This is a genomic window from Telmatocola sphagniphila (genome assembly GCF_018398935.1).
Lineage (GTDB): Bacteria > Planctomycetota > Planctomycetia > Gemmatales > Gemmataceae > Telmatocola > Telmatocola sphagniphila.
In genome coordinates, this window is record NZ_CP074694.1 from 6,218,242 (window position 1) to 6,244,634 (window position 26,393).

The 26,393-nt window shown below is 54.4% G+C and carries 18 protein-coding genes; 5 read left to right on the plus strand and 13 right to left on the minus strand.

Annotation, left to right across the window (positions count from 1 at the left end):
* The first annotated feature begins 74 nt into the window (after positions 1-74).
* Positions 75-641, plus strand: coding sequence for a hypothetical protein (locus KIH39_RS24830; protein WP_213496583.1), 567 nt, complete (start codon positions 75-77; stop codon positions 639-641).
* A 36-nt stretch (positions 642-677) separates the two neighbouring features.
* On the opposite strand, the gene surE is transcribed toward KIH39_RS24830, so the two are convergent.
* From surE to KIH39_RS24855, 5 genes are all read right to left on the minus strand, one after another.
* The gene (gene surE, locus KIH39_RS24835; protein WP_213496586.1) at positions 678-1,439 is read right to left on the minus strand and encodes a 5'/3'-nucleotidase SurE; all 762 of its coding nucleotides are present in this window, start codon (positions 1,437-1,439) and stop codon (positions 678-680) included.
* Complete coding sequence (locus KIH39_RS24840) at positions 1,439-2,779, minus strand: excinuclease ABC subunit UvrC (protein ID WP_213496588.1); 1,341 nt, start codon at positions 2,777-2,779, stop codon at positions 1,439-1,441. The genes surE and KIH39_RS24840 overlap by 1 nt, the downstream gene beginning before the upstream one ends.
* A 57-nt stretch (positions 2,780-2,836) precedes the next feature.
* On the minus strand, positions 2,837-4,282 hold the full coding sequence (locus tag KIH39_RS24845; protein ID WP_213496590.1) for a hypothetical protein: 1,446 nt from the start codon (positions 4,280-4,282) through the stop codon (positions 2,837-2,839).
* Between the two features lie 8 nt (positions 4,283-4,290).
* Complete coding sequence (locus KIH39_RS24850) at positions 4,291-5,769, minus strand: hypothetical protein (RefSeq protein WP_213496592.1); 1,479 nt, start codon at positions 5,767-5,769, stop codon at positions 4,291-4,293.
* Between the two features lie 217 nt (positions 5,770-5,986).
* Positions 5,987-6,379: an FHA domain-containing protein gene (locus KIH39_RS24855; RefSeq protein ID WP_213496594.1), complete on the minus strand. Its 393-nt coding sequence runs from the start codon at positions 6,377-6,379 to the stop codon at positions 5,987-5,989.
* 332 nt (positions 6,380-6,711) lie between these two features.
* On the opposite strand from KIH39_RS24855, the gene KIH39_RS24860 reads away from it, so the two are divergent.
* From KIH39_RS24860 to mqnC, 3 genes are all read left to right on the plus strand, one after another.
* Positions 6,712-8,574, plus strand: coding sequence for a hypothetical protein (locus KIH39_RS24860; RefSeq protein ID WP_213496596.1), 1,863 nt, complete (start codon positions 6,712-6,714; stop codon positions 8,572-8,574).
* A gap of 95 nt (positions 8,575-8,669) precedes the next feature.
* Positions 8,670-9,485 carry a menaquinone biosynthetic enzyme MqnA/MqnD family protein gene (locus tag KIH39_RS24865; protein WP_213496598.1) on the plus strand — a complete coding sequence of 272 codons (816 nt, stop codon included), beginning with the start codon at positions 8,670-8,672 and terminating at the stop codon, positions 9,483-9,485.
* Entirely contained in the window at positions 9,439-10,572 is a 1,134-nt protein-coding gene (mqnC, locus tag KIH39_RS24870; RefSeq protein ID WP_213496600.1) for a cyclic dehypoxanthinyl futalosine synthase, read from the plus strand. Before KIH39_RS24865 ends, mqnC begins: the two co-directional genes overlap by 47 nt.
* Positions 10,573-10,575: 3 nt before the next feature.
* Here the strand turns inward: mqnC and KIH39_RS24875 are convergent, their stop codons facing one another.
* Entirely contained in the window at positions 10,576-11,151 is a 576-nt protein-coding gene (locus tag KIH39_RS24875; RefSeq protein WP_213496602.1) for a hypothetical protein, read from the minus strand.
* Positions 11,152-11,473: 322 nt separating this feature from the next.
* Here KIH39_RS24875 and KIH39_RS24880 point away from each other — a divergent pair, with 322 nt between their 5' ends.
* Positions 11,474-12,268, plus strand: coding sequence for a platelet-activating factor acetylhydrolase IB subunit (locus tag KIH39_RS24880; protein WP_213496604.1), 795 nt, complete (start codon positions 11,474-11,476; stop codon positions 12,266-12,268).
* 47 nt (positions 12,269-12,315) lie between these two features.
* On the opposite strand, the gene KIH39_RS24885 is transcribed toward KIH39_RS24880, so the two are convergent.
* From KIH39_RS24885 to KIH39_RS24915, 7 genes are all read right to left on the minus strand, one after another.
* Positions 12,316-16,332, minus strand: coding sequence for a PVC-type heme-binding CxxCH protein (locus tag KIH39_RS24885; protein ID WP_213496606.1), 4,017 nt, complete (start codon positions 16,330-16,332; stop codon positions 12,316-12,318).
* 113 nt (positions 16,333-16,445) lie between these two features.
* Complete coding sequence (locus KIH39_RS24890; RefSeq protein WP_213496608.1) at positions 16,446-17,810, minus strand: DUF6513 domain-containing protein; 1,365 nt, start codon at positions 17,808-17,810, stop codon at positions 16,446-16,448.
* A complete protein-coding gene (locus KIH39_RS24895; RefSeq protein ID WP_213496609.1) occupies positions 17,807-19,666 on the minus strand; it encodes an ABC transporter permease subunit in 1,860 nt (619 codons plus the stop codon). Before KIH39_RS24895 ends, KIH39_RS24890 begins: the two co-directional genes overlap by 4 nt.
* A 20-nt stretch (positions 19,667-19,686) precedes the next feature.
* Positions 19,687-20,163 carry a barstar family protein gene (locus KIH39_RS24900; RefSeq protein ID WP_213496612.1) on the minus strand — a complete coding sequence of 159 codons (477 nt, stop codon included), beginning with the start codon at positions 20,161-20,163 and terminating at the stop codon, positions 19,687-19,689.
* A 49-nt stretch (positions 20,164-20,212) separates the two neighbouring features.
* Positions 20,213-21,328: a dienelactone hydrolase family protein gene (locus tag KIH39_RS24905; protein ID WP_213496614.1), complete on the minus strand. Its 1,116-nt coding sequence runs from the start codon at positions 21,326-21,328 to the stop codon at positions 20,213-20,215.
* 137 nt (positions 21,329-21,465) lie between these two features.
* Entirely contained in the window at positions 21,466-25,542 is a 4,077-nt protein-coding gene (locus tag KIH39_RS24910) for an FHA domain-containing protein (protein WP_213496616.1), read from the minus strand.
* A gap of 219 nt (positions 25,543-25,761) precedes the next feature.
* Positions 25,762-26,331, minus strand: a complete 570-nt coding sequence (locus KIH39_RS24915) for a glutathione peroxidase (protein WP_246539425.1) — start codon at positions 26,329-26,331, stop codon at positions 25,762-25,764.
* Positions 26,332-26,393 lie beyond the last annotated feature (62 nt).

Here is a 26,393-nt window from a genome sequence, read left to right on the forward strand (position 1 = left end):
GATTGCTAGCTTCTCCCGATCCTTTCCCATCTTTAGTCGTTTCCGACTCGGCCTATTATTTGGAGGGACTCGGCATGCCGCTCTTCCTAATCGACCCACCCAGCTGGTTTTACTATCTCCTGGCGGTCATCGCTTTAATCGGGCTATTTACCTTTTACAAAAATCAAACCGGCAAATCGTTGGCGATCTTTGCCGGCACCGCTTTCCCCCTGTTGATCACACTTCTAATCGATTATGCCATCCAGAGCCCACGCGAACAGATCGTCAAGAATATTCAGGCGATTGCCGCCGCCACGCAGGATAAGCAAATTGATCGAGGATTTGAGTTTATCTCTAGCAGCATCAACTACCGGGGGCATAACAAAGAAAGCCTGAGGGCCGCAGCCATGAATGCCTACAACATGTACGATTGGCGCGGCGCCAAGGTTTGGGACTTCACCCGCGAAGAATTCTCGCAAGATACAGAAACCACCGCCACGCAGGGCTTCATGACTAGTCTAGAGGGCGGCGGCGGAGTGATTTTGTACTGCAAAGTCAAATTCGTGAAAGAGAAAGACGGCGTCTGGCGCGTAACTCACTTCGCATTCTACAATCCGCTAAACCGGGATAAGGGGACGGAAGAAACCATCCCAGGTCTATGATCGATTACGGAAAGCCGTTAGCACCGCGCTAATAGTTCATTCAAAATGCTGCTTCAACCGTTGCAATTCGACCCGATTAGTCAGGTCGAATTGCAGAGGAGTTATCACCAAGTAGCCTTCGGAGAGGGCGCTTTCATCCGTACCTGGATGAGGATCCGGACAGCCGTAGTCGTTTCCCATCCAGAAGTAAACCCGGCCACGCGGATCTGTCCGGCGGTGAAAATTCTCAGTATACGGGGCAACGTTCTGGGGCAGAATCTTCACCCCCTTGATCTCGCCCAGTTCCGGCGCGGGCAGATTCAGGTTGTAGAGCATCCCGGCCTGCGGCTGGGTGTCCACTATCTGGCGGATCACTTTCACGGCAAACTTAGAAGCTTCCGCGAACTCACTCGGCTTGGCTTTTTTCGATGCAAGTGAGATGGCGATGGCCGTTTTCCTGAAGAAGGCACCTTCCACGGCCGCCGCAACCGTGCCCGAATAGAGTACGTTTATCCCGGCGTTCGATCCATGGTTCATGCCGCTGACGATCAGATCGGGTGGGTCGGGAAGCAACTCCAAAAGCGCCAGTTTTACACAATCCGCTGGCCGGCCTTCCACCGCCCAACCGAGAAATTGATTCGATTCGTCGAAGACTTCGGCCACGACCAACGGATGCAGCAGTGTCACGGAATGCCCGGCCGCACTCTGCTCAACCGCGGGCGCCACAACGATTACGTCGCCGAAGGATTGCAGTTCCTTCCGTAACGCTCGTAGACCGGGGGCGTAAATACCATCGTCATTGGTCAGCAGGATTTTCATCACGAGTCTTCCGTGATTTTCTTTTTGCGAAGAGTATGGTGGTAGTGCTGGGCGAAACGATGCGCTTCGTCGCGGACATATTGCAGCAGTCGCAGCGCGGCCGAGTGCTTCGAGAGTTTGATCGATTCGCTTTCGCCCGGCCGGAAGATTTCCTCTTCCTGTTTCGCGAGAGAAATCAATGTTGGCGGCTGGATGCCTAGTGTTTCAAAAGCAGATACCGCCGCGCTCAACTGTCCTTTGCCGCCGTCGATGAGCAAAATATCGGGGAAGAGGCCTTCTTCTTTTTTCAAGCGACGAAAGCGGCGGGTGATCACTTCCCGCATCGAAGCGAAATCGTCGACCCCCTCGACGCTTTTAACTTTGAATTTCCGGTAGCCCGGTTTGAAGGGTAGCCCATCGAGGAAACTCACCAGCGAAGCCACGGTATCGGTGCCGCTGAGATGCGCGATATCCACTCCTTCAATGGAACGGGGTGTTGTTCGAAGATTGAGAACTTTGCGAAGACCAACAAGTCCTTTTTTCGGATCGAAGTGGAAGACTTCCGGCTGAATGTCGGCATCGACATCTTTGTGGAGTTTGATGTTCTGCAGGGCGTGAATTTCGTCCCGGAGTCGGGCGGCTTTTTCGAACTGTAAGCCCGCACTCGCTTCCGCCATGGCTTTTTCCATGCGGCGGATCAATTTGCTGCGCTTGCCCTCGAGCACCAGAATCAGCGATTTAATCTGTTTTCGATAATCTTCGCGAGTGACTCGAAAATTGCAGGGGGCCGTGCATTGCCGGATGCTGTGCAGAAGGCAGGGACGAAACCAGCGCCATTTCGCATCGTCCGATTTGATGTCGAGCTTACACGTCCGGAATTGGAAGATCCGCTGCAGCACTTGCAGAGCGTTGCGGAGTTGTTTGGTGTTGGTAAACGGCCCGTATAGCCGGACTCCCCGGCGACGCGGTTTGCGAGTGATCTCAACCCGGGGGAATTCCTCTCGCACCCGTATCTGGAGGTAGGGGAAGGTCTTATCGTCCTTGAGGTCGCTGTTAAAGCGCGGCTGGATATCCTTGATGAGCCGGGCTTCCATCAGGATGGCATCGATCTCATTTTCCGTGGGAATAAAGTCGAGATCGGCAATCTGTTTGACCAGTTCCCGGGTCCGCATTTCCTCGGCCGCGGCCTGAAGAAAGTAGGATCCGGCCCGGCTGCGAAGATTCTTGGCTTTGCCGACGTAGATCACTTTGCCCTGGCTATCCTTCATCAGGTAGACGCCGGGCGACTTCGGGAAGGTACGTACCTTTTCCGAGGGAATTACGGGAAGTTCGATCTTGGGGCTATCCTTGGCCGGTTCCATACAGGCATTATAGGCTCAGGCTGCAAATCTGATAGCAAGGTTGCGGTTTGGAAGTGCTCATTTCCCCCGTTTGTTGACGTCCCAGAGCCGGAAGCCAATATCGGTGGGCAAGTTGGATTTGTAGGCTCCTCGTTTGCTGCTATCGGTCACCACTCCCAAAACATCACCGCCGTCGTCTTTGAGGTCCTGCCCAACGGAGTATATGACGATGCCATCGTTCAGGCGTTTGAAGAGAAGTGGTTTGCCGGTAAAGGGATCTTCTTCAACCTTCTCGAGAAATTTGGGAACAAGCTCTTCGAGGTTGTTTGGCCAACGTTTGTTAACGATGCGAAATCGCTCGGCACCTAGACCACAAGCGGTAGCTCGTAGAGTTCCACGGCACCGATAATCTCCTCTCACCGCAAATAATCGAAACACCATGGTACGTGACAAAGCATTGCGCGCTTGTACAGGCGATTGCTCTAAATCACTTATTTCTTTGGCCTGTTTCTCGACGTAGTCGAACAATTCCCTGGGCGGTTTATCGAGATTATCTATCTGTTCGGTCATCATTCGAAGCATGAAAGCTTGATCCGCCTTCGCATAAAGAGGGTAACGCCAGGAAAGTAGATGAACGAGTTTTTTAACGCTCACGGTTATCTCCTTCCCTTCCTGGGAAGTACTGATGGCCTCTTCCAATTTCTCCGACAAAGCTTCAGGACGATTTAGGAGGAATTCCATCGCCTTCAGATTTCGAGCGCGTTCCATTCGGATGGCTTTCTTCAAATTTAAATCTCGAATTTCTTTCAGAATTTCTTTTTGAAGTAGTTCGAGACTGGAGGATTTTATCTCTCCCTGCGAGATCATCTGTTGAGTGGCGTTACAGGCTAGAAAGTCGATAGAGTTCCGAACTAGGAAAGGTATGAGTCCATCCTCGGAGCAGGATCTCGCAGTATTTCGAATCGCACGGATGTCTTGGACGCAAACATCGAATTGATGAATCTGGGAGTGAATCCAGACATCCCAAAGCAGTTCGATTCCAACGCCTCGAATTTTCTGAGCGAGTTTGAAGTCGGAATTGATCATCGCGACCGGATCTATCTGGTGCCGGCCCTCGGGGAAATTCTCCAGTTTACGGGCCAGCGAAATACGTTCCGGATTATCCGCAAGCAATTGAGCAATGCTGTCGGCGAAATCGGCCGGCATGCCCTCGGGGAGCGTTCTCCACTCCGAGATATTCACTTGTCCATTTGTGGAAGCTGGCGAAGGCAAATTACATATTTTCTGCAGCAAGAAGTAGCTGTTATCTTCATCGGGAAGGCGAGCGCGGTTAGTAAGGAAGTCTTCCCAACGCCAGCCCGGATCCTCCCGATCCAGGCGTGAAGTAATCTCTTCCAACTCCCGGGCGGAGTCGTGTGTGATCTTCGCGCGGTAAAGAATGATGCCGACAAAATAGAGTAAAATCGCAATTGCGAGATAGATGGTATAACGATTGACTCGATTTTGGGGCAATCGGATTCGCATGAACTCTCTCAGCGTTTCTGTGTTTCTGTTGGATTTGTTTTCCCCCGTTTGTCGACATCCCAGAGCCGGAAGCCAATATCGGTGGGCAAGTTGGATTTGTAAGCGCCTCGTTCTGATTGATCAGTGACAACACCCAGCACATCACCGCCGTCGTCTTTGAGGTCTTGGCCGACGGAGTAGATGACGATGCCATCGTTGAGCCGTTTGAAGAGAAGAGGCTTACCCGTGTACGGATCTTCTTCCACCTTCTCGAGAAAATTGGGAACAAGCTCTTCGAGGTTGTTTGGCCAACGTTTGTTAACGATGCGAAATCGCTCGGCGGCGAGGCCACATACGGTGGATCGCAGCCAGCCCTGTGCGCGATAATTAGAAAATACGAGTTTGTTAATAGGTGGCAGATAGAGATTTGTGAGTACCTGACTGGCCGGAGGAATGGAAGTCCGATTTTGGAGATTCTCCTGCTCGAACTGATCCAGAAATTCTTTGATCTCCCGTTCGGATTTATCCAAGACGTTGATGATATCGGTCATCCGTCGCAACATATAAGCCTGATCTGCCGCGGCAAAAGGCGGATATTTCAAGGCTAAGAGGACACCCGCGAGATTCCGGATCGGCTGACCTTTAGCTGCGGTACCATCCCCTCTAATCGATATTGCTATGCTTTGTAGTATCAAGCCGTAGCTACTTGCTCGATACTGCATCGATTTTAGGGCCGCGGCACGTTCGGAACGAAGGGCCTTTTTCAAAGTCGGCTCGTGAGCTTCCTCTAGAAATTCTTTCTGAAGTATTTCGAGATCGGTTGATTTGATTTCCCCCTGGGAGAGCATTTGCTGAACCGCCGAACAGGCAATGGTCTCAAGGGCGATCCGAATCAAGAAAGGGATGAGGCCTTCCTCGCCGCAGGAACGAGCCGCATTCCTAATCGCCCGGATATCCTGCACGCAGACATCGAAGTGATGGAGTTGGGCGTGCACCCGCATATCCCACAGTAATTCGAAAGCGATGGTTCTCACTTTTTGCAAAGAATTGAAGTCGGCATTGAAGACATCCTCGCTGTACTGAATGAAATGTACGCCGCGCGGCCTATTCGCTAACTGGCGAGACAGGAGAATGCGTTCTTTGGTATCGGCCACGAGCTGAGCGCCCCACTCGGCCACCTCAGGCGGTAGGCCTTCGGGCAATATTCTCCAGCTGGAAAGCGGGGGCTCGAAGGAGGAGTTGGGGGAGGGAGGGATCTCGCTGATTTTCTTAATCAGAGTGTAACTGTTCTGATCGTCCGGAAGCTCGTTTCGTTTTTTCAGCAGTTCTTCCCAAGACCAGCCCGGATCTTCGCGGTCCAGTTGGGCTATCATCTCTTCCAGTTCGCGAGCGGAATCTCGAGCGATCTTTTGGCGGTAAATCAGGATCCCCGCAAGGAACAGAAATGAACCCAGAGACAACAGCAAAACAATGCGAACGAATCGATTTTTAGGGAGGCGGAACTTCATCTTCACTTCTTCCCGAACTGGACGAGCAACCACTTGGAAAAGGGGAGTGTACACCAGACGCCCCAATTTAAAAGGACGCCGAGCTTGGGGAGCTATTTCAAATATCTCCTTTCCAGCGAAGTCAGGAAGTGTGAAGTCTGCGCTTGTTCCGAGTGAGTGAAAGTCAACCGGGGAGCGGGCGATGGGGGAACGGGCGATATTACCAGCGGGTCGCTACTCAAACCAACTCCGCGACGGCAATCTGGTCGACATCGAGAGTCCGGTCTGACATGGTGAGCGTATCGCCGGGGAGAAGCTCCGATTCCCGGTAGCGGGTGCCGTTGACAAAGAAGCCATCGGCCGACTCCAGATCGATCACCCACCAGCATCCCTGTTTCCATTCGAGTCGGCAGTGCAGTTCGCCGAGCCGTTCCCATTCCAGACGCAGGTCGCAGCAGGGGGATTGGCCGAGGGTCACTTGCGGCTGGCCGAGGATGTACTCCACGCGTCGGGCGGGATCGATCAGTCGGAGGATTTGGGCGTCGCGGGGCAGGGGTTGCTTGGGATCGCTGATGATCACCACCTGCCAGGTATCGATATCTTCGGTGAAAGTTCGTTTCTTGGGTAGCATGGGGCAGTCCTTATATTGTATGGCTGGCTCAGGGCCATCCGGTTATGCGAAGTAGTGAACGCGATTACATGGTATACGGGTGGACTGTAATGCGTTTCCGTGAGGATATCGGATTGTAAATTTTCCAATGCCGAATGCATCAAAAATCTTCGTAATTCGGGTTGTATCGATCAGGGGATTGGGGGGAAATGCTTTTTATACGGAATGAACTTCAGTTTCTTTGCCTGAGGCACCCCGTGGGGAACATTTGATGAGAAGCCAGTCCCGCTATCGGTGGGGGAAACCCGAGAGACTGATTGCTTCGCCAAGTTACCTCTTGCGATGAGGCTGCTATGTTCTTGCTCCGTAAATTCTCGGTGGGCGCCCTCCTCGGCGTAGCCGGGTTCCTATCAACCTCTCAGACGTCGTTCGCCTCCCATTGCGGTTGTAGCGGCTACTCGACGCCCGGCATCAGCGTAGACCAGTGCAAGCTTCCGACCACCCGCACGGTGGTTCGGTATCAGCCGGTGGTCGAAAACCACACGCGCACTGAATATCGCGCTGTGTACGATACTGTCATGGATCAGCAGGCCTACACGGTGCAGATCCCGATTTACGAAAATCACGTGCGCGAAAACCGCTATACGGTGCAGCGGCCGGTGACCCAGTACTACACGGATGTGGAGCAGTACACCGTCAACAAGCCGGTCTATGAAACGCAGACTCGGGCGGAAAACTACACGACTTACCGCACGCAGTACCAGGATTACCAGATCGCCATTCCTTACTGCACTTACAAACCGGTGTACGAAAGCCACTACCGGACGGTGCAACACACGGTCTACCGCAACCAGGTGGAAAACTACCAGGTCGCGATTCCTTACTGCACCTACAAACCAGTCTATGAAACTCACGTTCGCGACGTCCCTTACACCGTGCAGCGAACGGTAGTGAACGAATATCAGGTACCGCAGTATTACACGACCTATCGGCCGGTTTACGAGAACCATGTCCGACAGGAGTGCTACACGACTTACCGCACTCAAGTCGAAAACTACCAGGTGGCGATTCCTTACTGCACCTACAAGCCGGTGTACGAGAATCACACTAGAGTCATTCCCGAAACTCGCTACCAGACCGTGACCGACTACCGGACGGAAACCCGCGTTTCTTACGTTCAGGAACCGGTTTACACTACGCAGGTCCGGAAGATCTGCAGCGGCAGCTGGCAGGAAGTGAAGGAATATCGACCCGGTCCAGTCATCACCAAGTGCTACCGCACCCCCGGCACGTGCACTTTCGACCCTTGCTCCTGCACGACGCAGTACTGCCCGGGCCAGCTGGTTCAGACGCAGGTTCAGTGTCCCGGCACCTGGAGCTGCAAGAAGGTATGGGTTCCGGAAGAAAAATGCGTGACCGAACAGGTCTGCCATATGACTTGCAAGCCGGTCTGCACCACGGTACAGGTTCCGTTTACCCGCTGCGTGCCGTACACGACTTGCCGAACTGAATGCTACACGACCTGCAAGATGGTTCCCGAACAGCAGGTTCGCTACGAAACCCGGCAGCGTTGCTACAAGGTTCCCGAACAGCAGGTTCGCCAGATTCCTTACACGACCTGCAAGATGGTTCCCGAACAGCAGGTACGCTATTGCACGAAGCGACAGGTGACCTGCGTTCCCGAAACGCACGTTCGCCAGGTTCCTTACACGACCTGCCGGATGGTTCGCGAAGACCATGTGAAATATGAAACGAAACAGCGTTGCTACAAGATTCCTGAAGTGATCACCCAGCAGATTCCTTACACGACCTGCCGGATGGTTCGCGAAGAACACGTTCGTTACGAAACCAAGCGTCAGTGCTACACGATACCGGAAGTTCACACTCGCTATGTGCCTTACACGACCTGCCGGATCGTTCAGCAAGTGTGCAGCCGTAATGTGACTCGCTGCAAGACCGTTTGCGTGCCGGAAGAAAAGGTTCAGTACATCCCGTACACGACCTGCCGGATGGTCTGCGAACAGCGGACTCGCTGCGTGCCCCGCACGGTCTGCCGGATGGAACCTTACACCGTCTGCTACCAGACCTGCAAGATGGTGCCGGTTTGCGAAACGGTTTGCGATTACGCCCCCGAACCGACGGTTTGCGACGCCCGGCCGACCTACTTTGCCAAGTTCTGCTCCTGGTTGTCCCGCTGCAAAGGCGGCTGCCAGTAAGGCTCGATTCGACAGCTGTTAAATTTTCCATCGGCTTACGGTTAGTCCCGTAAGCCGATTTGCGTTTACGGACGCGACACGTAAAACAGTTGTATATGATTCGCGTGGGATCCGTTAATTATCTGAATGCCAAGCCGCTGATCGAAGGATTTGCCGCGCTGGCGCCTCAGGCCGAATTGGTACTCGATCTTCCCAGTCGCATCGCCGATCAGTTGCATCGCAAAGAGCTCGATGTGGCGCTGGTTCCAGTCGTGGAATTCTTCCGTGGCACCCGCTATAAGATCATCCCCGATATCTCGATCGCTTCGCATGGTCCCGTGTTGAGTGTGACGCTTTTTTCCCGGAAACCCTGGGATCAGATCAATTCCGTTGCCCTCGACATCGGCTCCCGAAGCAGTGCCGCCCTGACCCAGATTCTCCTTCGCAAACGCTACTACCGCCAGATTACTCTCGAACCGCTGTCGATGACTTCGGACCCGGAAAATTCGACGGCCGATGCCGTGCTGCTGATTGGGGATCGGGCGATGCGGGCCTGTCTGCCAGGTTTCGATTTCGCTTATGACCTGGGCGAGGAATGGACGCGCTGGCAGGAATTGCCGTTCGTCTACGCGGTTTGGGCCGTGCGCGAAGGGGTCGATCTGGAAGGCGTGGACGAGGCTCTAAGGCAAGCAAAAGAACTGGGCCGCACGCGCGCCGGCTGGATTGCTCAACGGGAAGCGGAAGATCTGGGATTGGACCCCGGGTATTGCCGGCGTTATCTGACGAATATCATCCACTATGACTTGGGTAAACAGGAACTCGCGGGACTGCAGCAGTATTACCAGCTGGCTACCGAGCTGGGACTAGCCCCGGAAGGAGTGCAAATTGAATACTACCATCCAAAGAATTCTGTCGAAAGCCGCCGACGGTGAACGGATCTCGTTCGAAGAAGGCGTGCAGTTGTTCGACTGCCAGGATCTTCACGCGCTCGGCCGGGTGGCTCATCAGATTACCACCCGATTGCACCCCGAACCCTATCGCACCTACAACATCGACCGCAATATCAACTACACCAACGTGTGCGCGGCCGTATGCGACTTCTGCGCGTTCTATCGAAAAAGCGCGGATGAAGACGCTTATGTCCTCAGCCGTGAAGAACTCTACAGGAAATTCGAAGAGACCATCGCTCTGGGCGGCGATCAGGTTCTGATGCAGGGCGGCATGCACCCCAGCCTGAAGCTGGAATGGTACGAAGAATTGCTGCGGGATCTGAAGAGCCGTTATCCGCAGGTCAATCTGCATGCCTTCAGCCCACCGGAGATCTGGCACTTTCACAAGATCAACAAGTTGCCGTTAAAAACCGTTCTGGAACGATTGAAAGCCGCTGGTCTCGGTAGTCTTCCGGGCGGCGGCGGCGAAATCCTGGTCGATCGCGTCCGCAAGGAATTGACCAAAGGCAAAGCCTTAACGCAGGAATGGTTGGAAGTAAACCGCCAGTGGCACCTCTTGGGTGGCCGTTCGACTTGCACCATGATGTTCGGACATATTGAGACTTTGGCCGAGCGGGTCGAGCATTTGGATGTGCTGCGAAAACTGCAGGATGAGACCAAAGGCTTCACCGCTTTTATCTGTTGGACGATGCAGCCGGGACACAAGATGGCACACTTCCCGGCCCACGGCTCCTTCGATTATCTAAAGACGCAGGCGATTTCGCGAATCTATCTCGATAACATCCCGAACATTCAATCGAGTTGGGTGACGCAGGGGCTCAAGATCGGTCAGGTAGCTCTGTTCTATGGGGCTAACGACATGGGCTCGTTGATGATCGAGGAGAACGTCGTCGCCTCGGCCGGAACGGTCCACTATCTGACGCTGGATCAGATTAAGAATGCGATTCGGGAAGCGGGATATATTCCCCGCCAGAGAAATGTGTTTTACGAGTACATCGACGAGAAGCCGCGGGCGAATATTGCCCCGGCCCCAGCGGACAGCGGTCTGTCGCTGCCCGTGGTAGCCTAGTTTTTATTCTTTGGCAGGTTCCGTTTTCACAATGGGAGCAGGAGCGGGCTTCTGCTCCAACTCTTCTTTAGACAGTAGAATCAAACCTGCCCCAATTCCGACCGCCACCACGCCCACAAACAATTTCCAGGAAGGCATCTGTTCCGGGGCACCGAAATGCAACGGATTGTCGGCCGTGGGATGCCAGAAGAGACTGACCACCGTGTTCAGCAGCGGTGCGAGAGTGAAGATCAACGGAGCGATATAAATGCGGTCTTCGGGTCCGGCCGTTGCGGTCGCGAAGATCACGCCCAAGGCTCCCAGGGCGCCGGCGGTGCCCGCCAACAATGCAAAAATCAACCCCACCGAAGTGCCCTTACCGAGTATCGGTTCGGAAACGACTTGCGAACGAATCAATGGAAACAGCACGGCGATAATCATGTAGGCCACGCCGACACCCAGAAAGGCGGCATAGCGACCGGCGAAAGGCGCCGAGGGGCCGACGCTCAGGTTTTTACCGCCAAAAGCGATCAGCGGCACATAAGTGCCCCAGCACAAACCGGCCATGAGAACGTAAAGCAGCCACGTGTTCTTTTCCATGAAGCATTCCTTGGTTCAATTCAAAATTGCAAGTGTTGTCCGGGTAGGAAGATATCTCTGTGGGCCAGCGGTATAGTAACCCTACCCGTGCGCCGAACGAAGCTTACACAAACCATTATTAGACAGATTCGCGCGTCAATGAAAAGATCTCTGACCCGCGGGCAACAAATTCGGATAACCTTGACGATTCCGGCTTCTATTTGCTATTAAATCGGCAATCGAGGGCGGGAATCTGGCTCGATTTTAGTTGCTCTTCCCACTCCCATAAGTCACAATTTTTAAGACCATCCCACCCCTTTTTCCCTTTTCGGAGAGCGTTTTTATGCGTTGTTCCCTTCGAGGTTTGTTCGGATCGCTGCTGCTGGCAGGCCTGTTCGCCAGTGTTTACACAACCGGCACTTTGTTCGCCCAGGCCGCAGCCCAGAAAGACGACAAGAAGCCGACAGAAGCCAAGAAAAGTCTGAATGATACTCCTCCCGACCAACCCTACAACCGGGATGTCGACAGGCACAAAAAGTTTCTGGAAATCGCCAAGAAGGGGAATGTCGATGTCCTGTTCATCGGCGATTCCATTACGCAGGGCTGGGAAGGCAATGGCAAAGAAGTCTGGAAAAAATACTTCGAACCGATGAAAGCGGCGAATTTCGGCATCGGCGGCGATCGTACTCAGCACGTTCTCTGGCGGATTACCGAAGGCAAAGAACTGGAAGGGATCAATCCCAAGGTGGCTGTGATGATGATCGGCACGAACAACACGGGGAACAATACCGCCGAAGACATTGCGAAGGGGGTCGGGGCGATTCTCAAAGAATTCAAGAAGCAGAAACCGGAGATGAAGGTGCTGCTTCTCGCCGTCTTCCCACGCGGCAGTGCGGCCAAGGAAGACAAAGTTTCTCCGAAAGAAAAGCTGAACAAGAAGATTCCGCAAATTAACGAACTGATCAAGAAGTACGCCGACGATAAAACTGTTTTCTACAAGGACATCGGCGACAAATTCCTGAACGCCGAAGGGGGCTTGCCTAGGGAAATCATGCCCGATCTGTTGCACCTCTCGCCCAAGGGATATGAAATCTGGGCGGAGGCGATTAAGCCGGATGTTCAGAAATTGATGAAATAACGAGATGGAAAATGAGAAGGGGTCCCGAATGGGACCCCTTCTCGGTCTTACTTCAGCACTTCCAGTTTTATGTCTTTGAAGCGCACTTCCATTTTGCCGCCCGAATGAATCTGCAGACCGAAGATACCCTTCTTAGAAACCTTATCGTCCTCCAGATCCACGCATAAGTGGCCGTTGATCCAGGTCTTGATCTTGCTCCCTTTGGCTTCGACGATGTATTCGTTCCAGTCATCGACTTTCACGAATTTCTCGCCGCCTTCTTTCCAGATCAGCCCGCGGGCGCTTTCCTCATAAAGCTTGCCCCACCACCCAGCACCAACATCGGCTTGGGGGCCGCGCATTTCGCCGTCGGGCAAGAGTTCACTTCGGAACTGGATGCCACTATTTTCCTTGTTCGGCGTCAGCTTCACTTTGACGCTCAATCGGAAATCGTCGCAGACCATCTGGCTAGTCAGGAAGTTATTCCTCTTCAATCCCTCCGTGCTGCCCACGATCTCGCCATTTTCCACCCGCCACAGTTTCGAGTCACCTTCCCAGTTGGTCAGGTCCTTGCCGTTGAAGAAATCCTTGGCGTTCTCCACGGTGGCCAGCATCTTCGTCTGCGAGGGATTCTGCAAATAGCTGATTAACGATCGAACTTCGGTTTCTGTCAACGGTTTCAACAGATCTTCCGGCATCATCGAAGTGGCGCTCGTCTTGCGATTGTCGATCTCATCGACGGGAATCGTCAGAATTTCATTGGCCGTCTGTACAGTCAGAGCGGTCTTGGTTTCGGCCTTGATAATCCCCGTCACCGATCGGCCGCTACTGAGATTGATCACGGAAGCGGCGTATTCCTTGGGAATGACCGCGCTCGGATCGAGAATATTCTCCAACAGATAGTTCAAATCGCGACGGTTGGCCCCGGTGATATCCGGCCCAACCTTGCCTCCCAACCCGTAGAGTGTGTGACATTGAGCGCAAACTTTGCTAAACACAGCCCGACCCAGTGGCAGATCGACCGGACCCGTGGTTCCGATCAGTTTGTCGCGGAGTAACTTGATCGCGCGGAGTCTCTCTGCCGGAGAGGTGCGAACGATTCCCCAGACCTCAGCGATTTTCTTTTCGATTTCCGGAGAGTTCAAATTCCGGAGATTTCGCACGACTTCCGCCGGAACATCATTGGCGGGGAGGGTCTTAGTCTCGATGGCTCCCAGCAGGGCCAGGGCATAGGAACCGCGCGAAGCGAGCGTATTCACCGCATCCCGCTTCGAAGCTGAGGGCAGCCCCGGATAAACTTTGAGTAAAACGGCAGGAGTCTTGGCATCATCGAACGAAGCCAGGCCGCGAATTGCCGCCGCGCCGATCTGCGAATCGGTCACCATTTCCTGAAGAACCGGCGGCAGATTTTTATCGCGAACGGCTAGTAGAGTGTCCATTGCTTCCAAGCGTCTTCGGACCAAATCACGCGGATTCCCCACGATCTCGCGCAGCCGTCCGAAGGCCGAGGCATCACCAAACTGAACATCCAGCGCAAATCGCACATCGGCCAACGCGCGACTGTCGCTCTTACTTAATTTTTTGGAAAGCTCCGCCCAGTTGCTTGGCGGCGTCACCTGTCGCCGTCCTTTCAATCCTTCCTGGACTGCACGCAACAGCGTGATCTGCAATTCGGGCTTATCGGCCTTGGCGATCTCGGCGGTCACCACTTCGAGTGCTTCAGGTGTAGCCATCGAAGAGATTCGGCGAATCATGAACTGCTGCAGAAGCGGGATTTTCCCGGCCATAACCAGTTCGAGAGCATTGGCGGGTCCCAGATCGGCCAACGGTTCGATTCCATACCAGATCAACAGGGGCAGATTGGCATCGACAGCGTTTTCGGGGGCACTCAGCAATGTCTTCGCCAGCGGCCAGCGGTCTTTTAGGGCTATTCGCTGCAGGGCGGAGGCGAGCGCCAGTCGTTCGACCGGAGAAGTGGACGCTGTGGTGGCGTAGCTCTCCAACGCGGACAGAACGGGCGGTAATACCTGTTTGTTTTCCACCGCCAACCGCACGGCCCAGGCCCGAACGTGCGGCGAAGGATCCTTCAGCAATTGGGCCGTGTCGAGGTGATGCCCGATTCGATCCAGAGCCCAGATGCTATGCAGCCGTAAAACTTCATCCTTCGCGGTTGTGGCATTATTTTTCAATGCTTCGAGCGCGGTTGTTGAGAGCGGCTGAGTTAAAGAACGTTCCTGAAGAATTCGGCTCGCATGCCGGGTATACCAGACGTTCGGCGAAGCCAGTAACCTGACCAATTCCTCATCACTCAGTCTCTGCAGATCCAGATTAGTAACCGGTTTGGTTCCTTCGTAGCTGATCTTGTAGATGCGGCCGTTACTGCGGTCCCAGATTTCCGGCGACTGGTTATGGCAGGTCTGACGGTCATACCAGTCGATGAGGTAGGCGTTGCCATCCGGGCCGCTGAGAATGTTTACGAACATCGCATAGGTATCGTTGGCAAACAGGAAATCGGGAGCCCGATCGGCGATGTATCCCGAACCTTTGGGAATGAGTTGATCGATATTCAGCCGATGTCCGTGCAGGTTGCCCATGAACATCTTACCTTCATATTCCTTGGGCCAGAGTCCCCCCTGATAGATCATCGCTCCCGCGTGGGCATGGCCGCCGCCTGCGCTGTCGCTGCTGGCCCGGTCATTGTTATTCCACTGGTTGCCCACCCAGTGACGGTGCACGGCAATCGTCGGAATATCGGCATAGGTGTAGGGGTTAAAATGCTGGCCGGCCTGGCGGAAAAAGCGGCCGCCTTGAATCAGGTGCCAGTTATGCGGAATCACGCAGGCTTCGCAGAAGAATTCGCCGTATTTGTCGAAGTCCAGGCCCCAGGGATTCGAGGTTCCTTCGGCAAAGACTTCAAAGATTTTCTTGGTCGGGTGAAAACGCCAGATCCCGGCATTGAGCGGGACGCGATCTTTCTCTGGAGTCCCCGGCTTGCCGACTCGGCTGTGCGTGAAGACGCCATGACAGCCGTACAGCCAGCCATCTGGCCCCCAGACGAAAGTATTCAAGGTCTCGTGAGTATCCTCGTAGCCCCAGCCGTCCAGCAGAACCTGCGGTGGACCGGCCGGTTTGTCTTCGCCCGGCTTGATCGGGATGTAGAGCATTTGCGGGGCGGCGCCAATATAGAGGCCGCCAAAACCGTAGGCGATGCCGCTCACCAGATTCAGACCTTCTATGAACACGGTCCGTTTGTCGAACTTACCGGTACCAGTAGTGTCTTCAAAAATCACAACCCGATCTTTGCCTTTTCCTTCCGGCTGACGTTGCGGATAAGAGTAAGCCTCCACCACCCAGAGTCGGCCGCGATCGTCGAAGCAGAAAGCAATCGGCTGCTTGACATCCGGTTCGCCCGCGAACAATGACACGGAAAATCCCTTGGGAACGGTCATCGCTTTCGCGGCCGCTTCGGGGGCCAGGCCTGCATACTTGTAGATATCGCTCGGTAGCAATTTCGAAGACTTGGCCGGTAGTTTCGGTTCTTCGGTATGAAACCGAAAATCGTCGAAATTGATGTGCCCCCAGCCGCCAGAATCGCGATCGACCAAGCGGATGAAGATCTCTTTGTCCTTCAACGGTCGAAGGTCGACGGCCACCCGTCGCATATTTTCGGTTTCTGTGCCACTCGCTCGGAAAAAGACGATCTTGTTATCGGCCTGGACGATTTCCACGCAGGTGTTGTCTGAAGAGCCGCCACCCACCAGGAAGCTGGCCCAGGGGTGGGTGACCTTGAATGGGACACTGGTTAAGGTTCCCTGTACCGTATCGAGATACTTCTCATAGGTGCCGATCCAGAATTTGCCCTGATGCTCGCTCTTCATATCGGGCCGACGGGCGGCCACAGTATCGCCTTGAATTGGCTGGCCCTTAAAGGCCTCGCCGGTGGCCGTCCAATCTTTCAGGGTGCCGGTTTCGAAATCGAGATTCAAGGGTTTGCCGTCTTTACCCAGCGGCAGAACCCCCTCCGGTGGTTCCGCGGCCAGAGCGGGCGAAACCAAAAGCAGACAACAGATGAAAATTCGGAACATGGAGAGTCTTCTCTTGGCGAGGAAAATTCTGGCAGGAGATTGATATTGAAGTTTATCTGGCGATTGAAGGCAATAGAAAACTACCGGCTCTAGGAGGCGAACGAAGAAAATTTTCAGCGGTGGCTGATCTCGGGCACGGTCAGAAAGCCCCAGCTCAGGGCCTGATCCTGCGTGTAATTTTTGTTCAAGGTCATCGCCGTGACCATCTTGGCCATTTCGTAACCCAGATAAAAACTGTGCGATGCATCGAGTTTGGAATCTAACTTCATCATATCTTCGAAGATATCGAAGGGGTCTTTGCCGCGAAGATGCATTTTGCCATTGATCACGTGAATCTCGCCTGCTTCCACAAATAGCCGGTAATTACTATCGGTAATCCGCTCAGCCAGATCGCGTAACCCCTCTTCCCCTAAATGATGCACTTTGGGATCGCGCAGCATCACCAATTGGTTTTCAATCCGTTTGGGCACGGTTTTATTCTTCACGGCATAGTGCATCAATCGTCGGGCGATATCGAATTCCTTGACGCTGCTTCGCGACCAATTGATCACTTCCGTCGTTAATACACTTCGGATTCCCAGCTCCTGGCAGAACCCGGCGAGCATCACGTTCAGACCGGCCGAATCGACGTCAGTTAACTCGGTGAGGTTGCCGATGCCCATCAGAATCTCGGCTTCGGGGTAACGCTGCCGCACCTGCAAGTACCGGCCGAGCGATTCGGCAAATCCCATCCCGATTGGTTCCAAAATGGGATCGATGCGAAATCGCTGATTCCATTTGTGCAACTTCTCGACCAAGGGGTATAGCGTAGGCAGATCTTTCGGGGAATCGGGAAGCACGACTACTTCGAACGCGCCGAAGCGATCCTGCCAATCCCGAACCTTGTTCAAATTGCTGCTGTTAACGCTGAGAATGCACTCTGCACCCGCAGCGAGTCCCATCGCCACCTCGTCCGGATTGAACGAATCGATGCTGACCCGGAAGCCTTCCTCACGCAGCGCCTGCACAGCGATTTCCAGTTCCATCCAAGTACTGCCGGGGTCGCAGCCTACGTCGATGAGATCGGCCCCCGAATCGCGATACTGCCGGGCGAGCTGCAAAATCTTCTCCAGCGGCAATCGAGAGGCATGATTAATTTCCGCTAAAATTTCTATGTCGTACACGCCGTAGTTTTCGCGAGGCGGTTTTCCCAGTCCGAAATGTTCGGGCAAATCGCGCAGATCCTTCGGACCTCGTTCGGTCGGTTGCGGCCAGGGAAAATTCATTTCTCCCGTGCATAGCCCCGGAAGAATCACCTGGTCGATACGCTCTGGAATTTTCAGGTGCGAGGAAATCCAGGGAGTAGTGAGTAGGGCGGCGACTGTGATGGGCAGGACGGCGACTTCCGCTTCAATCTTCGCCCGGGGCACCAGATCGGCCAGCACCTGCCGAAGGGCGGGCTCGGCCAGTTTTCCGGTGACGAAGAGATAACGGCTCACTTATAGGTCTCAGTTTCGAATTTTTGCCAGGCTCGCGACCAAAAGCATCGACTGAGGATTAGCATAATCGCGATATTCAAGAGTGGCGCGAGGAGCATAAGGGGGTTTGACAGAAATGACTGCTGGCCGTAGTAGTTGTAATAATTTTCTCCTTGGGTCTGAAATGACAGCCGATCCCAGGTAAGTATGGGAGAGGAGGCCACAAGAATTTCATTAGCGACTGGTTTATCGATGATTCCAAACACTAATTGATTTTGTTGTCGATTGAACTCCCAGGGTCTGGAAGGGTTAAAAGTGGTATCCAACTCCCAGGCTTGTCGAATTGTGTAAGTCAGGAGATAATTTCCTCCGAAACCCACCATCATAATCAAAAACCAGAACGCAGAGGCTCGCTGTACGCTTTTGCACCGAATCGAAAGCCATACTCCGACGCTGATGGCGACCGAACACCAGGCCCAGGCGAGAAGACAGAGGCCGGGTAAGGTCAGGTAGGAAATCCCGTAACAAAGCATAGCCACGAAGAGCAGGGAAAGATAGCCGCCGAATGTGCTTTTTCCCTGCGCTAAGCTCCCCCACCACTTGGCTTTCAAGATATCCTTGCGATCCGTGGGGATCATCACCAGATCGACCAGCGTTTCCTTCTGCCTTTCGCGTGCGATACTCGCGCAGGCCGCCATACCCGCGATCATCATGCCGAGAAACACAAATATCAAGCCGGCAATCTTGGTGATTGCGGGCGTGGAGTTGGAAATATCATTACTGAAACCGGTAATCAGTACCATTCCCAGGGTGACAACAATCGCGATCCACATCCAGGTCGGTATGAGCGAAAATTGCTTGATGAAGCGGTTCTGCGATCCGGTAAAGTGTTTTTCCTTCCAGTAAAGTCCATCTTCCCCTTCTTTAATGACTGGCGGATCGGCCCAGTGGCGATGCTCCGGATTGGCTCGCTTTCGCTCGACGACCTTGCGCGGTCGTTCGATGAAGGCAAGTTTCCTCAGTTTGCGAGTGCTATCCCAAATGCAAACGATCGCGATGGCGAGATTGCTCAGCAGAAAAACGAGCAGAAAATTCCAGAACTCGGGAGGTTGATCTACTAACAGGTACGGCTTTACGGTCAAAATTTGCATGAAAGCGAGCCCCGACGCCGGGGGCAGCAAAGACCACGTCTCGTCGAAGGCGAAAGCTCCCACGAATTGCAGTAACGGAATTAGCATGTGAAATGCCACGATCAGAGCGTAGGACCACAGCACGCTTCGCACGAGGGAGGTGCACCGCAGTGTCATGTACAGGCTGGCCGTCGCCACACTGAACATGGAAACCAGAGCAATGCCGAAAGCCGCGATCACCAGCGGGAAGTTCACGCCTCCCCACATTTGCAGAATTGAAATCACGGGAATGCAAACCAGCAGCACTGAAGCCAGTTGAATCAGCCGGGAACCGAGTTTGCCGACGATGATTTCCCAACTGCTGAGATCGGTTGAGAGTAGAAATTCCAATGTCTTGCGATCGCGCTCCTCCGCAATCGCCCCCGCTATATAAATGGGGGTCAGTAAAAAAATTAATCCGACTTCAAGGATCAGGAGATACTCATTGAACTTTCGGGAAATTGATTCCAGGATCTTGGTTGCAAAGCGGAACTCGTTCAAAGGCTGCAGCATTTTGCCGGAGATTATTTGTTGCTGTTGAATCCAGAATTGAAAAGCCGCAGCCGACGGATATTCGACGATGTAATAGACATACAGCGCCAGCAAAATGATTATGGCAACAATAGTCCGCAGGAGCGTGATATTGCCCCTCCGGCCAAGGCGTACAATTTCCCAGCCGAGAATCGGTCCAATCCAGTGTCGTTTCATATTACTGAGACGCTTTCCGCTCAGGCTAATTTCACAAGACCGGGTAACTTCGTGCCGAGAATTTTATCCGTCTCGGCTTGATAGACGATATGCAGGTTCCGCACCGGCTTTCCGGCTGCCGGTTTGGCCCATTCGGCAACGACTTCCTTCACTACTGTCTGGAAGTTTGTAAGCGCATCCTTAGGCGACTCCAGAAAACTGCCCGCTTCCAGCACCACCAAAATTACCGTCTCCGAGTGAATGTTCGGCAATTCCGACAAGCTGTCGTGGAAGGCATCCCAGTTTTCACCGAAGTGAGGGCCCAATTGTAATGCCGCGGCGGCTTCGTCGAAGAATCCCGCCCGATCAGCGCACTTACTTCCGCGGAGGAAGCGGACCGAGCAGTTATTCTTCGGATCGTGCCCCAATGCCCGGAGCGCGTCGTATGCATCGTTGGTGGCCAGTATAAGCAGGTGCTGATTCGGCTGACCCGGTTTGAGCAGAGATTGCAGTTTCATAGGAGTGCCTTGGTTTTTCGCTGCTTGGTATCTAATCCCAGTTATCGGATCAGCGGATTTTCTTGAAAGTTTTGTAATGATCGTCGGTGAAATACGCGGAGCCATCCGAACCGGTGATCAATCGTTCGACTCCCCGATTAACGCCCTGTCGGAGGGGATTGACATCCCATTCGCGATACTTGATCTTCCGGCCATCTTTATCCGTGAACGGTAGATGCTTTTCCAGGTTTAAGAAGGTCCGGCCGCCTTCGTAGTTCGGCAGCGCTTCGCCTTTATCGTCGACGTGCTTTAGCACCGTCATCACTTTATCGGGGACGCCCTGGGGGGCTCTGGCCGGGGCCGGCTTGGCGGAAGGCAGTTTCGATAAGGGGGTGCCGACCGGATTCGATTCGAAGGTTTCCGCCAGGAAATCTTTGATTAACTGGTGGGCCCGTTTATCCGAATCGGCATCGTACGCCGTGCCCGATTTGGGATCTTTTCCCGCCAGCGGGTTGGTGAAATCGTGGGCCGCACCGCCGATCCGAAAAACATCCCACTCGAAGCCCGCTTTGCGCATTTCATCTTCAAACTGGCCGATCATCGAAAGGGGAATGGTCGGATCTTCCGAACCGCAGATGGCAAATACCCAAGGGCCACCTTTTTTCGCCTCCGCGGGGGTGGGAGTCGAGAGGTCGCCATGCACTACGGCAACACTTTCCACATCAGCGCCGGCCCGAGCCAATTCTAGGGCGGCCGTGCCACCCCAACCGTAACCGACGGCGGCAATCTGTTTGGTGTTCAAATTCGCCTGTTTTTCGAACGCTTGAAAACCTGCCAGTGTTCGGGCCCGCAGTGCACTACGATCGGCGCCGTTGACTTTCAGACGATTGGCCGCATCTTTATGGTCTTTCGGTGTCACCCCTTTTCCATACAGGTCGAGGCTGAAAACGAGATAGCCCATTTTGGCGATTTGCCCGGCCTTTTGACGGGCGATAGAGCTATTGGCTCCCTGTTCGTGGATGACGATGACACCTGGCTTTTTCCCGGTCCAGGTGTTGTCGTACACCAGTATCCCTTCGAGAGCGGTTCCGCTGTCGGAGTATTCCACGGGTCGGACAACGAACTCGGCTTGAACGGTCGTTATCAGACCAGCCCAAACGGCAAAACTGAGAAGCCATTTATTCATGATCGCGGCGTCCGAAAAGGATCCAAGACAATGCAAATTTATGATATGAAGCGAATTGGAATGTGGTGGATGGGGGCGAATTTTCTCGAGTGTTCACGAGAGAATTCAAAAAGTGATTTCTCTCGGAATGTCGCGATCTAGGCCGATTGCTTGATCGTTTCCTTGGCCTGATACTCTTCGACGTTTTCGCGCAACTTCTCCCAGGCATCGCCGCTGATGGGTACGCTTCCGCCGGCACTATCCAGATCGTCGAGCAACTCCGCGGCACTCTGGTAAAGTTCACGGTTATTCCCGTCGGCCCCGAGACGGCGCAGAATTCGTTGAAGTGATTCGGGGAATTTCTTACGCCGTTTGTTGAGATCGGCCCACTGCATCGCCACCTGACCCAGAGCGAGCAGATCGCCCTGTTCGGTGGCCTCCGCTGTCGAGCCGTAGATCCAGTTCGGTTCGCCGAAGCCGTGCACTTTCAGCATGCCATCGGCTGTCAGACAGAAAGATTCGGGCTGAATCCGGCCATGATGCAAACCGACCTGAGAAGCGGTATATAAGGCGAGCCCCGCCTGGGAAATCAAGCGGAACCAGACACCCGGTGCCGCGGCCAGGGCCGGCCATTCGTCTCCCGGCAATCCCGTCAGCCACTCTTGAAGCACGGCCGGTCGCCCGGCGATATCCAGCACCTCATAGGTGGCGCGGATGTTCGGATGGGCCAGATCGCGGGCCACCCGGTACCGTTCCCGATACTCATCGGGGCGGATGGCATCCTGCATTTCGCTCTCGGCCAAATGTCGAAGCAGACAAATGCCTTCCGGACCTTGCGGCCCCGAGCGTCGGGAATCGGCCAGCCCCTGCGGATCGTAGACCTTGTACTGGGCCTCGCGGGATGTGCCCGGCAACCGGTCGATGACGCGGAAGCGACCCAGTACCAGGCCGTTGATATTTCCCGCTTCGATCAGAGCCATCTGATAGACGGTGAGGGCGTTGCTGGCGAGAAGAACCTGCCGCAACTGCTTGTTGGAATTCCTCGCCACCGTCCACAGTGCGTTCAGCGTTTCCGAATCGACCAGATCGTAGGTGCGGAGCATTTCGCCGAGCTTACGATCGCCCGCATCGAGTTCTTCCACTCGAATCGGCATTACCTGATCTTCCAGCAACATCGGCAGGATCGAATGATCGTCGAGTTCTTCCGGATCTGAGGCGCGACTCCCGTCGACCAGTTCCCGCAGCTTCTGGCGGTACCATTCGCGCATATCTTTCAAATGGCGTTCGACATCGCCCCGTTTCTCGGCGATAAACTTTCGTTCCTTTTCGATCTCTTCGCTCTTGTGAGCCAGTTCGATCGTAGTGACTTCGATGAACGCCTGCTTTTGCGCGCTTTGCGTCTGATTCTGTGCGATCGTCTGCCGCAAACCAGAGAAGCGGCTCTGCCATTCGAGCAATTGTTGTTTGAAGGAGGCGACCGAGTGCCGATGTTCGGTACGAGCCCGGTTCAGGTTGGCTTCCTGCTGGCGGAGTTTCTCGACTTCACTCGAAAGTTGATCGCGAATCGCCTGCAGTTCTTCCTGGCTCTGTCGGGCGTAGGAATGCAATTCGGAAAGCTGACCGCGCAACTGATCGCGAACCTGGTTGGTTTTTTCCAGCGAACCTTGAATGCGCTGTTCGAATTCGGGAATCGAGTTCCGCAATTCGGCGGCGTGACTGGTCAAATCGGTGTGATAGAGACTCAGCTTTTTGTAAGCTTCGTCGGTCTGCTCGGCCGTCAAACGGCGATCCTGAGACAGGATGGCGCGAACTTCGGCAAGATCGTTCTTCTGTTTCTCGATGGTCGTCTCGGCCTGACGAAGCAACTCGCTCTGTTGACGGAGCTGTTCGTCCTTTTTGGCCAGTTCGGCGAAGTGGCTTTCCGAGATCTGGCGGGCGGCGATGGCATCGGCCCGCAGCGATTCCAAAGCGTCGGCCTGTTCCTGAAGCAGTTTGGTCTGATCTTCGAGTTGCTGCGCCTTGTCGCCCAGTTCCTTTTGCTGCTGAGCCAATTCATCGGATCGACGGCGCAGCTGTTCCTGCAGTATTCGCCGGGGTTCATCGGCCGATAACAATTCGTTTTCGCGGACCCGAAGCGAAGCGCGATCCTCGTCGAGCTTGTGTTGAAGTTCGTTCAATTGTGCCGTGCGAGCCTTCCAGAGGGCGGCTTCCTCGGCCAGCTCATCTTTCCGGCGGGCCAACTCCTCTTCCCGGCGCCGTAGCCCGGTATCCTGATCGGCCAGCTGATCCTGCAAAGCGCGAAGCTGCATCATCGCCTGCCGCATCATTTCGGAGCGTTCCGCGAAGACCTTCTGACCTTCGCTGACCGAAAGAGTCTGATCCGCCAGCGATTCGCGCAACAGTTCGGCTTCGCGGAGTTTGTCGCGGGCTTCCTTCAGATAAGAGTCCTGCTTCAGGCGTTCGTCGGCAATACGAGCGGTTTCCTTCTGGAACTCTTCGCGCTCGCGTTCGAGCTGATTGCGAAGATTAGCGAGCATCGCCTGCTGAGTTTCCAACTGGGCGATGCGAGTATTGAGAACCGATTCGCGGTCCTGAAGGTCGCGCATGCGATTGTACAGCACGGTCTCTTCGAGCAGGATTTTTTCCCGTCGGTCGTCCAGTTCCCGGGCCTGGCTTTCGAAGGTTCCGGCATCGGCGCGATATTTTTCAAAGTGCGAATCGATTTCGGCAGCGCGGGCCGCCAAATCTTTGTCTTTCGCATCGAGTTCCAGCTGCAGTTCGCCCAACCGCACCAGATTGGTGCGGAATTTCGCTTTGAGTTCCTCGACGCTCTCGGCATCCCGGTCGATCGCCGCTTCGCGTTCTTTCAGACGGAATTCCCAGGTCGTCAATTCATTTTCTTTAGCGATCCAGCGTTCCTGCCACTCGCTTTCCTTGGCGAGGTAACGTTCCTGCCAGGCTTTCTGCTCGGCATCCAGCGCCGCCTGGGACTGCTTCCACTCCTCGTAGCGGCTTTCGATTCCCCGTATCCGGTCTTCGATTTCGGATTCCCGTTTCAGCAGTTCCTGCCAGCGCGGCTCGAATTGCCGGATCTGATCGTCGTGCATGTTGCGCTGTTCGCGCAGCTGCACCGCCGCTTCCCGAATGCTGAGCTGGAACCGATCGAGTTCTTCGCCCCGTTTGCGGTACTTTTCGTAGAAATCGGCTTCGAGCTGCGCTCGAAACTGCGAATAGCCGGTATCCTTCTGTTCGATCCAGATACGCCATTCCGCTTCGGCCTGTTCGCGACGCTGGGCTAACTCGGCTTCTAGAGAGGTCCGACGATTCGTCAGTTCTTCTTCAATTTCCTGCCGTCGTTTGTCGATTTCCGATTCGAGAACTTTCCGCCGTTCTTCCCAGTCTTCGGAAAGAACCTTTTCGCGTTCCTGCAGTTCGTGGCGTTGCTGCTGGAGTTCCAGTCGCATCCGTTCGATATCGGACTGATGATTGGCGAGTTTATCCCGCCAATCGGCCAGTTCGACATGCTTTTTCTCAATAACGGCGTAGCGATCTTCGAGTTCTTTGCGCTTGTGAACATCCCCCTCTAATTCCGCACGCGACTGCTGATGTTCTTTCTCCATCTCCTCGCGACGGCGGTACCAGAGGATGCGGTCGTTCTCCAGCTCCTTCTGAGCATCGTGCAGTTTGCGTTCGCGGGCCTGCAGTTCCTGATGCCGAATGCGGAATTCATTCTCGAGCATCTCTTGAGCGCTGAGAGCCGGTTTCGAGGGTTTCGGAGGCGCCGGCGGTGGGACAGGTTCGGGCTGTTTCGCTTCCTCCACAGGCGGAGTAAAGGCGGGAGGAGTCTCCGGCGGCAGTATCGGTTGCGGGGCCGGCACATCCTGATCGATATTCAACAGGATGTCGGTTCGTCCGATGGTGATCGTGTCGCCCTGGTTCAGGACGGCGAGATTCGAATTCGATACTGGCTGACCATTCAAAAGCACTGGGGTGTTCTGGGCGACTTTACGAAGTTTCACACCGTCCGGTTTACGCAGCAGAATGCAGACTACCGGGGGAAGTCCGGTTCCTGGAAGGCGCAACTCGCAACCGGCGGCCGCGCCGATCAAAAATTCTTCGCGAGTCATTTCCGAGGAAGACGAGGACGATTTGCCGTGGCGCACCTCGATGCGAACCCCCGGTAACCGCTCGGTGGTCGGCGTCGAAGCTCGCGATCCAAAAAAGAAGCTGGCCATATCCGTAAGCCACCCTAGAAGGCATCCTGCCTGACACGATGATGGCGCGCGGCCACCCGTGGCACGCCAGTAGAACCGATTTTGGCGATTCAGACAAGCTGAATTGATTGATGGGAATGTTGGCAAGCTGGGCAAATTTGGTGGAGCGGGAAAATAACAAGCCAGAGGAGAGTCGAGACTCTCCACTGGCTTCGAGGTGTAACTAATGTTGCAGAGGAATTACTTCTTTTCGAGTTCGACCTTAATGGCCTTCACCAGTTCATCCGATTCCGGCTTCACCTTGCTGGCGTAGCGGCCGACCACTTCGCCATTGCGATTGACCAGGAACTTCTCAAAGTTCCAGCCGATGGGGCCATGGAACTTGGCGTCGGTCTTGGTGGTGAGATAGTCGTACAGTGGGCAGATGCCTGAGCCCTTGACCACCACTTTTGACATCATCGGGAAGGTGACGTTGTACTTGCTGGAGCAGAATTTGGAGATTTCTTCATCGGTGCCCGGTTCCTGAGCGCCGAATTCGTTGGCGGGAATGCCGATCACGACAAGTCCTTCTTTTTCGTAGGTCTTATACAGCTTTTGCAGACCTTCGTACTGCGGCGTGTAGCCGCACTTGCTGGCGACGTTGACGAACAGGACGACCTTGCCTTTGTATTCGGACAGGTCGACCTCTTTACCGTCAATGCTTTTCATCTTGAAGCTTAATGCATTGGACACGAGGTTTTCTCCTCCCAGGGTGAAAGCGGCGAAGGGAAGTGTGAGGCAGAACATAACCAACAGACTGATTCGACGCATGTTGCAGAACTCCGGGTGAAATTAGGTTGCGAATCTCCAGGCAGATACTCCGTCGCGAGAAA

Coding starts and splice junctions, on each gene's coding strand:
- KIH39_RS24880 (WP_213496604.1), top strand. CDS start 11,474: ATGCGTTGTTCCCTTCGAGGTTTGTTCGGATCGCTGCTGCTGGCAGGC.
- KIH39_RS24895 (WP_213496609.1), bottom strand. CDS start 19,666: ATGAAACGACACTGGATTGGACCGATTCTCGGCTGGGAAATTGTACGC.
- KIH39_RS24910 (WP_213496616.1), bottom strand. CDS start 25,542: ATGGCCAGCTTCTTTTTTGGATCGCGAGCTTCGACGCCGACCACCGAG.
- KIH39_RS24840 (WP_213496588.1), bottom strand. CDS start 2,779: ATGGAACCGGCCAAGGATAGCCCCAAGATCGAACTTCCCGTAATTCCC.
- KIH39_RS24830 (WP_213496583.1), top strand. CDS start 75: ATGCCGCTCTTCCTAATCGACCCACCCAGCTGGTTTTACTATCTCCTG.
- KIH39_RS24875 (WP_213496602.1), bottom strand. CDS start 11,151: ATGGAAAAGAACACGTGGCTGCTTTACGTTCTCATGGCCGGTTTGTGC.
- KIH39_RS24850 (WP_213496592.1), bottom strand. CDS start 5,769: ATGAAGTTCCGCCTCCCTAAAAATCGATTCGTTCGCATTGTTTTGCTG.
- KIH39_RS24900 (WP_213496612.1), bottom strand. CDS start 20,163: ATGAAACTGCAATCTCTGCTCAAACCGGGTCAGCCGAATCAGCACCTG.
- KIH39_RS24855 (WP_213496594.1), bottom strand. CDS start 6,379: ATGCTACCCAAGAAACGAACTTTCACCGAAGATATCGATACCTGGCAG.
- KIH39_RS24860 (WP_213496596.1), top strand. CDS start 6,712: ATGTTCTTGCTCCGTAAATTCTCGGTGGGCGCCCTCCTCGGCGTAGCC.
- KIH39_RS24885 (WP_213496606.1), bottom strand. CDS start 16,332: ATGTTCCGAATTTTCATCTGTTGTCTGCTTTTGGTTTCGCCCGCTCTG.
- KIH39_RS24905 (WP_213496614.1), bottom strand. CDS start 21,328: ATGAATAAATGGCTTCTCAGTTTTGCCGTTTGGGCTGGTCTGATAACG.
- surE (WP_213496586.1), bottom strand. CDS start 1,439: ATGAAAATCCTGCTGACCAATGACGATGGTATTTACGCCCCCGGTCTA.
- KIH39_RS24865 (WP_213496598.1), top strand. CDS start 8,670: ATGATTCGCGTGGGATCCGTTAATTATCTGAATGCCAAGCCGCTGATC.
- KIH39_RS24845 (WP_213496590.1), bottom strand. CDS start 4,282: ATGCGAATCCGATTGCCCCAAAATCGAGTCAATCGTTATACCATCTAT.
- KIH39_RS24915 (WP_246539425.1), bottom strand. CDS start 26,331: ATGCGTCGAATCAGTCTGTTGGTTATGTTCTGCCTCACACTTCCCTTC.